The organism is Nitrospira marina (genome assembly GCF_059568365.1).
This window is the reverse complement of the sequence record NZ_JCANTH010000001.1, coordinates 4,010,635-4,026,807: the sequence shown is the minus strand read 5'-3', so window position 1 is coordinate 4,026,807 and position 16,173 is coordinate 4,010,635. Positions and strand designations below refer to the sequence as shown.

12 protein-coding genes are annotated in these 16,173 nt (G+C 48.7%); 8 read left to right on the top strand and 4 right to left on the bottom strand.

What is annotated here, in order from left to right; all coding sequences use genetic code 11:
* The first annotated feature begins 191 nt into the window (after positions 1–191).
* On the top strand, positions 192–1,796 hold the full coding sequence (locus LX98_RS17405) for an FG-GAP-like repeat-containing protein (protein WP_496430063.1): 1,605 nt from the start codon (positions 192–194) through the stop codon (positions 1,794–1,796).
* A gap of 363 nt (positions 1,797–2,159) precedes the next feature.
* Here the strand turns inward: LX98_RS17405 and LX98_RS17400 are convergent, their stop codons facing one another.
* From LX98_RS17400 to LX98_RS17390, 3 genes are all read right to left on the bottom strand, one after another.
* Entirely contained in the window at positions 2,160–2,789 is a 630-nt protein-coding gene (locus LX98_RS17400; protein WP_496430062.1) for an acyloxyacyl hydrolase, read from the bottom strand.
* A gap of 930 nt (positions 2,790–3,719) precedes the next feature.
* Entirely contained in the window at positions 3,720–3,890 is a 171-nt protein-coding gene (locus LX98_RS17395) for a hypothetical protein (RefSeq protein WP_496430061.1), read from the bottom strand.
* Between the two features lie 129 nt (positions 3,891–4,019).
* A complete protein-coding gene (locus tag LX98_RS17390; protein WP_496430060.1) occupies positions 4,020–5,384 on the bottom strand; it encodes a sodium-dependent transporter in 1,365 nt (454 codons plus the stop codon).
* Between the two features lie 187 nt (positions 5,385–5,571).
* On the opposite strand from LX98_RS17390, the gene LX98_RS17385 reads away from it, so the two are divergent.
* Both LX98_RS17385 and LX98_RS17380 read left to right on the top strand, forming a co-directional pair.
* A complete protein-coding gene (locus tag LX98_RS17385; protein ID WP_496430059.1) occupies positions 5,572–7,062 on the top strand; it encodes an FAD-dependent thymidylate synthase in 1,491 nt (496 codons plus the stop codon).
* 43 nt (positions 7,063–7,105) lie between these two features.
* A complete protein-coding gene (locus tag LX98_RS17380) occupies positions 7,106–8,125 on the top strand; it encodes a tetratricopeptide repeat protein (RefSeq protein ID WP_496430058.1) in 1,020 nt (339 codons plus the stop codon).
* A 52-nt stretch (positions 8,126–8,177) separates the two neighbouring features.
* Here the strand turns inward: LX98_RS17380 and LX98_RS17375 are convergent, their stop codons facing one another.
* Positions 8,178–8,456, bottom strand: coding sequence for a hypothetical protein (locus tag LX98_RS17375; protein ID WP_496430057.1), 279 nt, complete (start codon positions 8,454–8,456; stop codon positions 8,178–8,180).
* Between the two features lie 204 nt (positions 8,457–8,660).
* Between LX98_RS17375 and serC the strand changes: the two genes are divergently transcribed.
* The 5 genes from serC (at position 8,661) to LX98_RS17350 (ending at position 16,066) form a co-directional block, all read left to right on the top strand.
* Positions 8,661–9,743 carry a 3-phosphoserine/phosphohydroxythreonine transaminase gene (serC, locus tag LX98_RS17370; protein WP_496430056.1) on the top strand — a complete coding sequence of 361 codons (1,083 nt, stop codon included), beginning with the start codon at positions 8,661–8,663 and terminating at the stop codon, positions 9,741–9,743.
* A 163-nt stretch (positions 9,744–9,906) separates the two neighbouring features.
* Positions 9,907–11,490, top strand: a complete 1,584-nt coding sequence (gene serA / locus LX98_RS17365) for a phosphoglycerate dehydrogenase (RefSeq protein WP_496430055.1) — start codon at positions 9,907–9,909, stop codon at positions 11,488–11,490.
* A 71-nt stretch (positions 11,491–11,561) separates the two neighbouring features.
* Positions 11,562–12,890, top strand: coding sequence for an ATP phosphoribosyltransferase regulatory subunit (gene hisZ / locus LX98_RS17360; protein ID WP_496430054.1), 1,329 nt, complete (start codon positions 11,562–11,564; stop codon positions 12,888–12,890).
* Positions 12,877–14,232 (top strand): replicative DNA helicase, encoded by a 1,356-nt coding sequence (gene dnaB / locus LX98_RS17355; RefSeq protein WP_312646074.1) that lies wholly within the window; start codon positions 12,877–12,879, stop codon positions 14,230–14,232. The genes hisZ and dnaB overlap by 14 nt, the downstream gene beginning before the upstream one ends.
* 82 nt (positions 14,233–14,314) lie before the next feature.
* Complete coding sequence (locus LX98_RS17350) at positions 14,315–16,066, top strand: tetratricopeptide repeat protein (protein WP_496430053.1); 1,752 nt, start codon at positions 14,315–14,317, stop codon at positions 16,064–16,066.
* Positions 16,067–16,173: the final 107 nt, after the last annotated feature.

Sequence of the window (16,173 nt, the reverse complement as noted above, 5' to 3'; positions counted from 1 at the left end):
CCCCTCTGTTTTCAACCCGGAATCTCCGTAATTTCCGGTTGAGTTTCAATAGAAAGGCTGACGTTTTTGAGGAGTCTGGTAAGAAAAAAAAGAAATGGCGAGGGAGGGAAGATCTGGAATGTGGTGCATCATTTTTAAGAATGGAATTGTCTATCCGATAAAGTTACTCAACCTTGCTCATGTAATCTTTTATGTCAAATCAATTGATGGCAAAACACATAATACCCTACGTAACCGGTCTGAGCCAGACCATCATATCCCTAATTCTGGTGGGGATGGTTTGTCTGTCTGTCCCGTCCCAAAGCCTCGCGTATAAAATCGAAATTGGTGTTTCAGGGCCGATTGGGGGGAATTCAGTTGTCGAGGAAAATGGACGTACTGAAATCCACTTGGACACTGGTCCGGTAATCGGACCAGACGGTGAAGCCGGCTCTGCCTATGCCACAGCTAATTTAGCCACTGGAACCCTCGCGCTTAAAGTGACCTCGACGACACCTGATCAAAGTTCGCAAGAGGGCATGGGATTGGCCTCCATTGAAATCAATGACCGATTGAGGTTTAGGCTGGCTCCGGACGTGGCCATTGCAAACATCAGATTTTCTATGAGGGTCGACGGGTTTCCCTCTTGTCGGGATTTGTCTTCCAATTGTTTTACCAATGCGATCATTCGTTTGGGAGAAATGAGTGACCAGGCTCTTGGGCTTCCTCTACCGGATCCAAAGGAGTTGGAGGTGAGAGTCACAGTTGTTGATGGGCAGGAGCTACCCATTGAGGCGTTTTTATCGGCCAGGGTCGAGATGAATAACCTCATTGATGTCAGCGATCCAAGTGCGACTATCCGATTAATTTTGCCAAAGGGGGTAAGCTTTACCTCAGAATCGGGGGTATTTCTTGGCCTTCAGCCTCCAATAGAGGAACCCTCTCCTCGTGCCCCTGTCAGTTCCGATCTCAATGGAGATGGCAAGGCGGACATTGTCTGGCGCAATGTGAGAACCGGTGAGGTGGCGGTGTGGTTAATGAATGGTGGGTTGATTGGTTCTTCTGGATTTCTGGGTGGGGTCTCATCCGATTGGCAGATCGTTGGAGTGGGGGATGTGAGTAATGACGGAATGGCTGATATTGTCTGGCGCAACACTCTAAGTGGCGCGGTGGCTGTATGGTTTTTGAACGGGTTGACGATCACGTCGGCCAGTTTCCCCGGGAGCGCTTCCTTAGATTGGGTGATTAAGGGAGTGGGCGATATGGACGGCAATGGAAGTGCCGATCTCATCTGGCACAATATGCAAAACGGAGCTGTTGCGGTCTGGCTTATGGATGGGCCATCAATTAGCAGATTCCGTTCACTGCCCGGTGTGCCCTTAGCATGGCAGATCCTTGGGATAGGTGATGTAAATGCGGATGGACTGGCGGACATCATTTGGCGCCATAGCGGAGGGGTATCTGCCGTGTGGATGATGGATGAGGCGACGATCACCTCGGTGGGATTCCTCGGAGGGACCACATCAGAGTGGGAGAAAGCAGGCTTTGGTGACCTGAACGGAAATGGGACGACTGATATGGTCTGGCGTCATACCGGTACCGGGAAGGTGGGGATCTGGTTGATGGACGGAGGGGCGATTGAGGTATCCGGTTTTTTACCGGGTATGCCCTCGGGGTGGCGTATTGCGCAGGTTGGTGACGCAGATGGAGATGGAAAGGCCGATGTGATCTGGCATAATCGCAGTACAGGACAGGTGGCGGTCTGGCTCATGGATGGCCTGACCTTGTCCTCGACAGAGTTTCCCGGTAGCACGTAGGTGATTGGTGCAAGGTTGGTGAGCGCAGAACTTTCGTTTGGTAAGCTTCTCTATCAAAGATCGTTACTTTGTCCCAACTTTTGATTCGCCCATTGAAAATGGGCAAATCCGAGTCCTTGAAGCCTGCTCTGAATACCGTGGTTATTCAAATCCTTGTTGGGGAAAGAGATCCATCATAGTAGCGTTTTTCCCGTCTAAGAAGTTGATTCCCCTTTCTCCGGTTTGTCCTCCCTTTGGTGTGTTCAAAAACTTTCTAAATGCTCTAGAGACGACAACCACGGGAAGGGTTGAGACAGATTTTTTCAGAGCATGGGCACGAGCAGGCGAGTACCCAAGAATTGCGGGTTCTCGATCGATCATATCTCACGGGGAAAAAAACGATATACCGACATTGAAGAGACAGCCATTCAACCCAATATTCCGTTCGCCAATCCCTGCGTTGGAAATATGATGGAAGCGAATACCGAGGGTCACCGCCGTGTTTTCTGTCACAAAATACGAGACACCCGGACCCGTTTGGAGGACGAAATTAAATTGCGTGCTTTGTTCGGGAATCCGGGGTCCCAGGTCTGTCCACAACATGCCTGCTCCACCATCCCAAAATGGCATCCACCGTCCAAAGTTGAGAAAATTATATTTCACCATTAACGAGCCTCCGAACGCTGAGGCGCTAAACGGTTGGTAATAGTGAGCAGCCAACGGTTCAATTAACACTTCGACATTACCGGAGGTCCAACCTGAGCTAAGTTCTTCCGTCAACACCAGCCCCAATTGAGGTAGGAAATAGACGGCGCTGCGATTAGCTGACGGTTCATTACCGAAGGCGTTATTCCCTTGCCAAAACCCGGTGAGAAATCCGAATTCGAGGGTGCCCTTGGTCACACGATTTCTGGCATCAAAATCCGCACCCCACGCCGTTCCAACCATAAAGAGCATGAACAGCACGCCAGTCATTTCGATGATGAATTGTTCCCTTTTAAATCCCTTAAACATTAGAATGCCTTTTTGTTTGTCTGCAAATCTTTCCGATGAGTCAGTCAGAGAATTTGCAAGTTAAGCTTCATTCAGCTTCCGGTTTCCGCAACTCCCTTGGGAGGATTTTAAGAAGTTCCAACAATGAGCAGGAATTTCCCATAATTGGAACCAACAATTCAATGAACTTTTTAATCTAAAGGGTTACAATCTTTAGATTATTGAGGTCAAAAAAATGGAATCTTCCCCTTTATCTTTGAACTCGCCATCCAAGAAAGCTGTGAAAGATCCCCTTGCGCGACTGTCTTTGGCCGTCCGCGAGTTAGATAAACTCATTAACCGGGCCAATCAATTGGCTCATCTTTCAGAACAAGCCCTCCCCAAGGATCATTCAACCCAGTCTGACCAGTGCCCTTCACCTCAAGAAACCTGACTCTGATCGATTGAGTCAGAGCTATTTCCCTCAATTCGTATAAAAACCTTTCGTTTCCTCCACCAAAGAGAATTCCCATTTTTTCCAGTGATCAAGCTTCGAAAGTTTCCAACCAAAAATCTATGCAACTCAAACGGTTTCCCGAGAAGCCTGGCAAGTGATCGCGCGGACAAAGAGTGAGTCGTGCTTTAGACCAATTCCCAGGGCTTGTGAGTCTTGAGGTTCTTGGGGTCAAGTAAACTTAGAGGGGAGTGTTCACGGGTTGCCGAGTAGATGTTTGGGCCCCCGCTGCAGACAGGGATTCGACCCGGCTTCACTTCAAGTGGATGGTACGTTTTCTGAAATTGAATCGCGTTTGTAATGTGGTGGGATGAATGACAGAGTTGAACGATGCTTGCTACAGATTCCCCTGAATTACCAGACTAGAAGTATGAAGGGATTAATGAGGACAGTTGACATGATCGATGCTGTCCCCTGGCTTACAATTATGGTTGCCCTGGACAGCGTTCAGGTTGAGACTACCTGTGGTTGGCGTGCAGGGCTTTGGCTTCTAAGGAAAGCGATACCGTGTCTTGGGTGGAAGAAGATGACGGATTTCCTTGGGGTTGGGGAACAACAGCTGCTTGGATGAGCGGAAGCGAAGCTTGGGTGAGGAAGTTGGCGGCCGCTAATGCGGAAATTTCACTCATGGGGATTCTCCTTTCGTTCAGGAGTCTTGTCGGTTGAGTATCCAAAATTCTTGACCGATTTTGGCCGGAAATTTCAGAAGTTCTGCCTCATACATGCGGGAATGATCAGGGAAACCTGTCGTCTTCTTCCTATAAAATGCCGATGGCGTTCAATAGGACAATAAATACAGCAATGGGGGCGATGTAACGTACGAGGGACTGCCAGGCAAAGTAGAGGCTGGGATGATGAATGTTGAGTTCGGATTGGGTGCTTTCGGCCTTCATGAGCCACCCGGCAAAGAGGGCAATGAGAATCCCACCCAGGGGGAGCATGAGATTGGATGTCACAAAATCTAACAGGTCAAAAAAGGTTAAACCGAAAAACTTGATTTCTGCCCACCAGTTAAATGACCAGACTGTTCCGAGGCCAATCAGCCAGGTGGTGACCCCTGAATACAGGGAAGCCTTGATTCGTGATAGTCCAAAAGTTTCAATGAGCCATGTGACTAGGGGCTCGATCAAAGAAATCGACGACGTCCAGGCGGCTACAAGCAGGAGAATGAAAAAGAGCGAACCGAAGGCAAGGCCGCCGGGCATATTGCCGAACGCGACGGGCAGTGTTTGAAAAATGAGACCTGGACCGGAGCCTGGCTCCATATTGTTTGCAAATACGATTGGAAAAATGGCCATGCCGGCTAATAAGGCAACAAGGGTGTCAGCTAGGCCAATGATAATTGAGGTGGAGGCGATTGACGTGTCCTTGGGAACATACGAGCCGTAGATCATGATGGTGCCCATGCCAAGACTGAGGCTAAAGAAGGCTTGACCCATGGCTGTCAGCATGCTTGCGCCTGTCAATTTACTGAAGTCCGGGGTAAAGAGAAATTCTAGACCTTTTCCAAAAAAACCCGTGGTCATGCTGTAAGCGACCATAAGCAGCAAAAGCAGGAAGAGAGTCGGCATGAGAAATTGAATCGCTCTTTCCAATCCCCCTTTGACTCCCCCTGCCACGACGGTCATGGTCAGGATCATAAATATCGTGTGCCAAATGAAGAGGGTGGTTCCGTTCCCTACAAAATTACTAAAGGTGTCTGCAGCAAATTGGCCCGTGGTCCCGCTGAAGGTCCCCGCGCCTGACTTGAAAATATAGGCCAGCGTCCAGCCGCCAATGACACTGTAGTAGGAAAGGATCAACATGCCCGCCAAAGTGCCGGACCAGCCAATAATTTGCCACCATTGGGTGGTGTTGGTTTCTTCCGACAGCACTTGCATAGAACGAATTGGTGTGGAACGTCCTCTCCGGCCCAACAAAATTTCGGCCATCATCAAGGGGATCCCCAGGGCTGCCACGCAAAGGATATACACCAGAACAAACGCACTTCCTCCATTTTGTCCCGTGAGGTAGGGGAATTTCCAAATATTACCCAACCCCACGGCCGCACCGGTGGCCGCAAGGATGAAGGTCCATCGGGAGGACCATTGGCCATGCATGGATTGTCGATCGGAAATATTCATTGAGGATTGGATTTCTACCTGGAGATCCGGTGGAGTGTAGTGAAGGTGTCAGGCACTTTCAAGGTCCTTGGAGCATGCCTGGCGGAGAGATAATGCCTGACTTGAGATGTCACGCCTGTCTGACTATAGTGTCGTCTTCTCTGTTTCGATTGTGTTTTCTTTGGGATAAGTTGGAAGGATTGAATTGATGAGTGACGAGCAACGAAATCGGAAAGTGATTGCTCTGGCCCCCATGCCGCCGGAAAAATCTGCCTATGCCCTGGCTCGATATAGTCGTTCACCGGATTCTATTGAGGAAAGTCTGCGATGGGTCCATTCCCATTCTTCCGAAAAATTTTGGGAGCAGTTTTATTTTGCCTATGGGCACGGTTCGATTGCCGATCTTGGGCATGCGACGGTGTGTTTCGAACATATTTCTGAACTGGCGGCTATTCGTCTTGAGGATGAACCCCTGTGGGATGGGCAAGCCAAATCCAGCCGCTATCAAAATTTTGCGGCAGCCGGCTGTTACGTGCCTAGCGAGATTGCTAATACGGAAATCGAAGGGGAATATCGCGGTATCCTTGGCAGCCTCTATAACATTTATCGGTTGTTGAAAGATCCGATCCAAACCCATTTGGGAAAGCGATATCCCAGGCCGGAGAGTATGAAATCCGCAGATTACGATCGAACCCTCAGTGCTCGAACCTATGATGTCATTCGCTATCTGCTTCCACTGGCGGCGATGACGAATGTGGGGCAAGTGGTCAGTATTCGCACATTGGAAAAGCAAATCACGCGGTTGCTGTCTGCTCAATTGCCGGAATTAAAGGGGATTGGAGAAGATCTGAAGGCTGCATGTGCCAAATCACCCTCAACGCTATGGGCAGAGTTGCAACAAGAAGAGACCAAAGGGTTAGAGGCCTTGGCGCCGACCTTAGCCCGGTATGCGGGGGCTAACGAATATCAAGGTTCGGTATATAAGGACGTACTTCGCCAGGTGAAAGGGCGACTCAAACAGGTCGGCTATGATGATCCGCAATCCTGGAAAGGGAGGGATCAGCCGGTTGATTTGCTGGAACCGCATGCACCATTGGATGAATTAGTGACGACGCTGGTATACCGAGTGAGCCATGCCCCTTACCGGTTCCTCCTTGAATGGGTACAACAGTGGTCGGAAAAAGAGAAGCAGGAAGTGGTCGATGCCGCGCTACGCGGTCGTGGTCCTCATGACGATTTGATCAAGGAATTCCGCTCCGGGTATGCCTTTATCTTTGACATTCTGATGGATATCGGTGGGTGGCGGGATATGCACCGGCACCGGCGTTGTCAGCAGATTCAGCAAAATTTTACGACGATTCATGGGTACGAGGTACCGTCCGTTTTATCGGAGGCAGGAGTGGAGAGAGAATATCGGCAAGCCATGGATGCCGTGCGACTGGATATAGAGCGGTTGCGTGTCAGTAATCAGGAAGCGGCTCTCTATGCCATTCCATTTGGGTTTCGTGTTCGGTGTTTGTTTAAAATGGATTTTGCTGAAGTTGAGTATATTGCCAAATTGCGGTCCGGGGTAAAGGGCCATTGGTCGTATCGAACCGTGGCCTGGCTTATGAAACAAAAGATGCTTGAGCGCCATCCGTATCTAGGCAGCCTCATGGAGGCCACGTCGCCAGATATTGAAGATTCGCTGACACGGTAGCGAATGAATAAGCATTATTGAACTCGATTAAAAGGATGTGGGCATGAGTATAGATTATGAGCATGTAATTAATGACGCCATTTGCCAGGGAGAATGGGATGTGGTCTACGCAGAGGCACGACAGTGGTCTGAACAGGCTGATTGCGGGCCTTTGCCCTATTTCGCGCTGAATGTCGTGTGCATGTTGCGGGGGGATTTTGCCGAAGCGTGGAAGATCTATCCTCGGGCTTTTGGAGAAGAGGCCGATGTGCAACTGCTTCAGGAATGGATGGCACGCTTGCGGGTTCAGGGATCAGATGCGCCGGATTTTTTGTTATTTGAAGGAGTGTTTTATACACAATCCGGACGGCTGGAGGAGGCGGTGGCCAGTTATGAACAAGTAGCAGCGTTGGCTCCCCACTCTCCCTATCCATACTTTTTCCTGGCGCAAATTTATCAGGCCAAAGATCGCATCGATCAGGCCGTTAAAGCCTACCGCGAAGCAATTAAGCGGGACCCCTCTTATGTGGCGGCTCGCCTCAAACTCGGGGTGGCCTATCAGGATCAAGGGCAGTTGGAAATGGCCATTCCACAATATCGGGAAGTCCTGAAGCTCCGTCCCGATGATGCCTTTGGGCATACCAATCTGGCCTGTGCCTTAGCGGAGCAAGGTAAAATTGAGCCGGCGATTGAAGAATATAAAAAGGCGTTGCAGATTGATCCTCATGATGCTGAAGTTCATTTCGCCTTGGGAGGCCTTTACGAAAACAAGGGGAGACTGGATTTGGCGAAACGACAGTACGAAGAAGCCCTTCGGCTGGAACCAAACTTTGCGCCGGCCGCGACCGCGATTGGCTGGTTTTTATATGATAAGGGGCAAGACGATTTTGCCATGGATTATTTCAGTCGAGCGCTCAAAGCAAACCCAGATGATGCCCAAGCGACATTCGGAGTTGGCCGGATTTATGAAGAAAAGCGAAAGCCGGAATTGGCGGTGCAGCATTATCAGCGGGCACTGACTTTAGAAAAAGACCCGGACAAGAAGATGCGCATTCTCAATTTTATGGATAAATTGCTTGGATAATTGATAGAAGGGGACGGACAGGCATCAGGCATTCTTCGAAAGCGGTGTAAAGTTATCCCTGCCGAAAAAAATCTTGAATGGCTGATATTTGAGGATTGAGGTCTCCGGTGTTTCGTACTTCCCGGCCTATCTGCTCTTGTAGGTAGGACGAGTATCCCACCTTGTTGAGGAAAAGCGCGAAAAATTGATCAGGTGGAAGCGCAGTCTGGGTTCGCAATTCCTCAACAATGTCATCACTGATGGGGATCAAAGTACTCCCGATGTGGAGAATGACTTTATAATAATTCCCGTCACCCCGTTGTTCCAATCTCAGACCCGTTTGTGTCCCCAAGTTGTTCTCCAACCTTCTTGAAAATCTATGAAAGCCGTCTCCAATCGCCGGTCATTGTAGGGTATCCAAAATTGGAATAACAAGGTTGCGTCCTCTTCTTGACTGGTCTAGGACCCTGTGCTAGCGTAACCTCTTTTTCACACTGGTGAAGTTTGTAATTCAATAGGTATGACGCCAGTTTAGGCATGGAGGACAAGTCAGATAATGGCGCGGTTATATAACTTTAGTGCGGGTCCGGCGATCTTGCCGGAGGAAGTGTTAAAGCAGGCTCAGAGCGAATTGCCGGATTGGCGTGGCTCTGGTGCATCAATCATGGAAATGAGCCATCGTGGGAAGGAATTTGTCTCGGTGGCTGCAGAAGCCGAGCAAGATGTCCGCGATTTATTGGGAGTACCTGCTAATTATAAAGTGCTTTTTTTGCAAGGCGGGGCGTCCACGCAATTTGCCACCATTCCCATGAATATTTTACGTGGGAAAAGTAAAGCTGATTACATTCTAACCGGTGCCTGGGGCAAAAAAGCCGTAAGCGATGCAAAAAAATATTGTGTGGTCAATGTTGCAGCATCTTCCGAAAGCGATAAATTTACGAGTATTCCGCCATTCGAAGGTTGGGCATTTAGTCAGGATGCTGCTTATGTGCATTACACTCCCAATGAAACGATCGGTGGGGTTGAATTTCACTGGGTCCCAGATACCGGCGAGGTGCCGTTAGTTGCCGATTTTTCATCCACCATTTTATCGCGTCCCATTGATGTCAGTCGGTTCGGAATCATTTATGCTGGCGCACAAAAAAATATTGGCCCAGCCGGTTTGACATTAGTGATTGTGCGGGACGACCTTATCGGAAATGCGTTGCCGATTACCCCAAGCGTGTACGATTATGCCAAACAAGCAGAAGCGGATTCTATGTTGAATACACCGCCAACTTATGCTGTGTATATTGCCGGTTTGGTGTTTAAATGGTTAAAGAAACAAGGTGGGCTTTCGGCGATGAGTGCCCTTAATCAACGGAAGGCCGGTAAACTCTATGCAGCAATTGATGGGTCTGGATTTTACCGAAATCCCGTAGAAAAGGCCTCTCGTTCCTGGATGAACGTCCCTTTCGTCTTGGCCAATCCGGATTTGGATAAGACCTTTCTTGCAGGAGCGACGGAGGCAGGATTAACAACACTTGAAGGCCATCGTTCTGTTGGCGGAATGCGCGCCAGTATTTATAACGCCATGCCTGAAGCTGGCGTCGATGCGTTAATTGATTTCATGGCGGACTTTGAGAAACGCAAAGCCTAACCTCTCATCGGAAATCCGGTTGAGAATGACTCGTCAATATACAAGATAATAGTACGCATATGTTTGCGACAACCCTGCGTGTAATAGAGTCCCTACAATGACAAGATTGCTCAAGATTTCCCTGTGGGAATGAAAGTGGGGCCTCCCCTATATTGGAGATACTATGAATATTTTAGTGAGTGACAGCCTTTCCCCTAAAGGAGTTGAAGTCCTAGAGCGGGCCGGATTTTCGGTGGATGTGAAAACCAAGCTCACGAAAGAGGAATTGCTTCAAGAAATTCCCAAATATGAAGGTTTAGTTGTTCGGTCTGCAACCAAAGTCACTAAAGACGTGATTGAGGCAGGCAGTCGTCTTCGTATTGTGGGACGTGCCGGAACCGGATTGGATAATGTTGACAGTGAGGCGGCAACCCGGCGCGGTATTGTGGTCATGAATACTCCAGGTGGAAATACCATCACCACTGCGGAGCACACAATGTCGATGATTGCGTCGATGAGTCGAAAGATTCCACAGGCGACCATGTCCATGAAGGCCGGTAAGTGGGAAAAAACCCGGTTCATGGGAACGGAACTCTATAATAAAACGTTGGGGTTGGTAGGGTTAGGCCAGATTGGGTCGTATGTTGCAAAATTGGCCCAGGGATGGTCCATGAATGTCATTGGCTATGATCCCTATTTGGCCGTGGAGCGGGCCAAACAAATGGGGATTGAGGTGGTGGAATTAAATGAACTGTTCCATCGTTCTGATGTGATTTCGGTTCATACGCCCTTGACCAATGAAACGAGAGGCCTCATTAACACCGAGACCCTAGCAAAGATGAAAGATGGAGTCATGATCGTGAATTGTGCCAGAGGCGGTATCATTAATGAACTGGATTTATGCGAAGCGTTGAAATCCCAGAAAGTTGCCGCGGCGGCCTTTGATGTGTTTGAAAATGAGCCAGTGGATCCCAAGCATCCTCTCATGGATCTTGATAACTTTATTTGCACCCCTCATATAGGTGCTTCCACCGAAGAAGCTCAAGAGAATGTGGCAATTGGAATTGCTGAACAATTCGTTGATTATTTCAAGCGAGGCATTGCCAGAGGGGCTGTGAACGTTCCCTCTGTGGCTCCTGAAGTGCTTCCCCAACTGCAACCCTATTTGGTCTTGGCCGAACGTATGGGTCGATTTCAGGCCCAATTATTAGATGGAGGGATTAAATCCGTTACGGTTGAATATTTTGGTGAAGTGGCTCAACTTACCGTGGCACCCGTGACCGTCGCTGTGTTAAAGGGCCTTCTCTCTCCTATTTTGGAAGATGTCATTAATTACGTGAATGCCCCTATTGTGGCAAAAGAACGTGGCATTGAAGTTAAGGAAGTGAAGAGTAGTGATGCCGGAGACTTCTCCAGTTTAATCCGGATCAAAGTCGAAGCCGGTTCTCATACGTATTCTCTGGGTGGAACTCTTTTTCATCGTCAGGAACCGCGCTTTGTCGAAATCAACCAATTTCAGGTTGAGGTGGTCTCGGAAGGCCAAATGATTTTGATCGATAACGTGGATCGCCCTGGGGTGATTGGTATGGTTGGTCAGATTTTAGGCCAGCATGATGTCAACATTGCCAGGATGCAATGCGCCAGAGTCGAGCGTGGTGCATCAGCACTGCTGATTATTGGTCTGGATGCCCCGCTTGCTTCCGCCGTGTTGGATCTTCTCAAGAAAGAAAAAGATATTCTGTCCGTTCGCATGGTTGATCTCAGCTAGCTTGTCGGCTTCTTTCTGCAGACTATCTTGGCCAAACATTTCGAGTTGGCAGGTTCGCTTCCATACGCCTCATGAAACCACTCCGCTCGCTTATCCCTATTGGTACAGCTACATTACTTCCCCATACGGCGCAAAGCGTTCGGTGGTTGGAAGATCAATTGTTGGCTCATTGTTCAACCTGGGGTTATCAGGAAATCATTCTCCCTACCTTTGAATATCTTGATGTTTTAGCCGTGGGCTTGGCTCCTGAAATCCTGGAGAAATGCTATAAATTTGCGGATTGGGGGTCAGGGCGAATTCTGGTCTTGCGACCTGATGCGACCGCTCAGATTGCCCGGATGGTGGCCATGGGACTCGGAGGAGATGCTCTTCCCTTGCGGTTTTCCTATCGGACCACGGTTTTTCGGTATGAACCGGAACATCGTGGACGGGACCGTGAAGTATTTCAGGTCGGATGTGAACTGCTTGGCAAGGATACTTCTCAAACTGATGCCGAAGTCGTGACTTTATTGGCGGGGCTTCTGGAACGGATTGGATTGCCAGAATGGAAGATTTCTCTTGGTCATGTCGGATTTTTTAAAGCGTTGTTGGCCCAATCCGGTCTGTCTCTTAGTGGGCGAAAGCAGGCAGAAATTGCGGCAGCCCATAAGGACCTTCCTCAGCTGGAAAAAATTTTAGAGACTGAACGGTTATCTCGTTCTAAGGTAAAGGACATATTGCAGGTGCCCGAACGGTACGGCCGTGACGAAGTGCTGGAATGGGGAATGCAAATCGCTGGGAAGGATGCGCAATTGCTTAAGCCCTTACAACGTCTGATGCAGGTGTATCGGCAATTGATCGCAAACGGCGTGCAAGATCATATTCTTTTAGACCTTGGTGAATTTCGTGGTTTTGACTATTACGATGGTGTCGTGTTTGATGTCTTTACCTCTACGTTCGGGAGTGAAATCGGTGGAGGAGGGCGTTACAATCATTTGGTTGGGCGGTTTGGCCGGGACCTTTCTGCCATTGGATTAGGGTTGGATTTGGACCGCGTGTTTTCCGCCTTGGAGCGGGGAGGAAAAAAGGTGGGCGGCAATGGATTGAAGCCTGTCAGAATTTTTATTTCTCCTCATCAGTCTGAGGCATCCTTTGCCCTTGCTCAGCGACTACGGGGGGCTGGGATTTATGTGATTGAAGAAATGATAGAAGGTTCTCCAAAATCGGCTTTGAGCTGGGTTACTACAGCTGCTCGGCGTCGAGGGGTGCCGTGTGCCATGATTTTTATAGAAAAGACATCCACCCCGCAATCGGTGCTTTTATTAGAATTCACGTCTTCTTCTCAAAAGCCCCGGCAAACCCGGATGCTAGTTCAAGAACTTCCTCAACGGTTACAAGCATTCAGCCATGGCAATATCTGAAGCACCAGAAATCCGAGTTCCCCCCCAAAATCTCGAAGCGGAACAATCTGTCCTTGGCGCCATTCTTCTTGATAATGCGGCGCTTAATCGAGCAATGGAAATCTTGTCGGAGGACGACTTTTATCGAACGGGAAACCGGATCGTGTATCGTGGCATGGTGGCATTGTCAGAGCGGAATCAACCTGTTGATCAAATTACTCTGACAGACTATTTGCGAGGGACCGGCGAACTCGACCAGATCGGGGGCGCTTCGTATATTGCAGAAATCGTCCAGGTGGTTCCCAGTGCCGCCAATATCCGGTATCACAGTAATATTGTTCGAGATAAATCCTTGCTTCGTGGCCTTGTTCAAACCGCCACCGAGGTAGCTATGCGAGGCTATGAGGGGACGACGGGGACGAATGAACTCCTTGAATTCGCCGAACGGGAAATTTTTCGATTGGCCCAGGGGCATTTGGGAGGAACTTTTGCGCCTGTCAGTAGTATTATTAAGGATAGTGTTGAGATTGTTGATCGGTTGTATAGCCGAAAAGAACGGATCACCGGAGTGCCCACCGGATTTTCGGACTTGGATAATATGCTGGCTGGGCTTCAACCATCTGATTTAATTATTGTGGCGGGTAGGCCGAGTATGGGGAAGACCAGTTTGGCCTTAGGGATGGTCGAGTATGCTTCTCTTCGATCCAATGCCGTAGTCGGAATCTTTAGTTTAGAGATGTCTCGTGCGCAGCTTGTTCTGCGTATGTTGAGTTCCCAGGCGCTGTTAGACTCTCATGCTCTCCGGACTGGGCAGTTAACGAAGCATGATTGGGTAGCTTTAACTGAGGCAGCGAGTCGGCTGGAGCAGGCCAGGATTTTCATAGACGATTCCGGAAATTTAACTCTTCAGCAAATGCGAGGGAAAGCTCGACGGTTGAAAGCCGAACATGGGTTGGACCTCCTGGTAGTCGATTATTTGCAATTGATGGAAGGGCGTGGAGATTCAGAATCTCGCCAACAAGAAATTTCGGATATTTCACGGGCCTTAAAAGGATTGGCAAAAGAATTGAATATCCCTGTGATTGCCCTTTCTCAGTTAAGCCGGGCGGTGGAAAATCGAAAACCGCCCATCCCCGTGCTGGCTGATTTGCGCGAGTCGGGTGCGATTGAGCAAGATGCCGACGTGGTAATGTTTATCTATCGTGAGGAGGTCTATGAGCCTGATACTGAGCAGAAAGGCATTGCGCAAATCCTGGTGAGAAAACATCGGAATGGACCGATTGGAGAAGTGGATCTGCAATTTCATGACCGATATGCCAAATTTAATAACTTAACGAGAGAGAGACAGGCTGGTATAGTATAAAGAAATTGTTGAGGGACAGTATATGAATCCTACAAGAGTGCAATTTATGGCGAAGAAGGTTAGGTCAGGACGGACATTCCCAATGTGGTTGGGTCATCTGAGAACCCTTTTGTGGGGAATTCCACTTCTGGTGGTATCCTGCGGGACAGCTCCCCCTCCCAATTTGAATGGACAAGAAGCGTCCATGGTGACGCGGGAAACTGTCCACCCTCAGGCCTACTATCACTTCCTTCGAGGTTCTCTTGCCGAGTTGAATAACAATGCCACAAAGGCTTTAGAGGAGTATCAGGCGGGTTTGGCATTTGACGCGGATTCGAAGTTTTTAAAATTTCGCCTTGCCAAACTGCACTTCTCTATGTCGCATCTGACTGAAGCTGTGGACCTAGCAAGACAAATCCCTGTGTCGGAAATTTCTCAGGCACCAATGTTTTTCGATTTGGCGAAAATTTTTGCCGGGGGAGGGGATACCGGACGGGCCGTGGAAATTTTGGCTGAAGGGGAACGACACTTTCCTCAGGATGAACGGATATACATTTCTCATGGGACTCTTTTGTTAAACATCAAAGAGCTTCAAATGGCTGAAGATGTATTCCATGACTTATTAGTTCATGTCCCTGGCTCCGCAGAAGCCCATTATTATTTGGGTGTGATTGCTCTGGAGGCAAAAACGAAACAGGAAGCCAAGGAACACTTTCAGGACGCCATTGCTCTTCATCCCACCTTTGAAAGGGCGTACCTGAAGTTAGTGGCCATTTCCGAAGAAGCAGAGGAGCCTCAGGAGGCTATTGAACTTTTGGAGCGCTACTTGATTGAGGTAAATCCGCATCATCGGGAATTCCGCTTGCGTGTTATTCGTCTGTATATTGGTCAACATAACACGGACAAGGCTTTAAGCCATTTGGATTATTTTCTCCAGCAAAATCCAGATGATTTGCATGCGCAGATTCTTAAGGCTCAAATTTATGGTGAGATGGGGAATTTTCCAGCTGCAATCGAGCAGTTGAACGCCATCTTGCGCGTGAGACCTAACGAATTGCGCGTTCGTGACTTTCTGGGATTGTTATATGAGGAAATGAAGGATTATGACCGCGCGATTCAGGCCTATCGAACAAATGTCCAAATGGACAATACCTTTTTTGATAGTATTCTGCATTTAGGCTTTGTGTCCTATCGGTTAAAACGCAACCAGGAAGCTCTCTCGTATTTAGATCAGGCCGTTAGCCTCAATCCTAAGCGGCCAGAGCCGTATTTATTGTTGGGGCTGACCCATTTTCAAATGGAGGAATATCACAAGGCCAAGGCCAGATTAGAGGAGGGTATTCACCATGACCCCTCAAATGCCGAACTCCATTTTAATTTAGGCACGGTCTATGACAAATTAGACCATTTCGAAAATGTGGTTCGGGAAATGGAGCAGGCTTTGGAGTTGGATCCGGAACATGCGGATGCCTTGAATTATTTGGGGTATAGCTATGCCGATCGTGGCATCAAGGGGGAGCAGGCCTTGTCCCTTACGCAACGTGCCGTCGCCTTAAAACCGAATAATGGGTATTACGTGGATAGTTTGGCTTGGGCACTCTATAAGCTGGGACGCATTGAAGAAGCACTGGAAACGATTCAACGAGCGGTCTCTTTAGTGTCCGATGATCCTGTTATTTATGAACATTTGGGGGATATTTTCTTAAAGCAAGATGAACGAAATAAGGCACGAGAGGCCTGGCTGCATTCACTGCAACTCGATTCAACAAATAAGCTGCTGGGCAAGCGGTTTCGTGAGGCCGGTTTTGGGGAACCGGTTCCTACCCTTTCCCATCAGTCTACTCTGGCCCCATAGGTTCTCACCATTCTTTATCAAGTGATACCTCCATTTTATATAAAAGGTGGTATGAGCCTTCTTGATAGGTTCCGTGTCTGAGTCATTTTCAGCCGCTGATTCTTAAG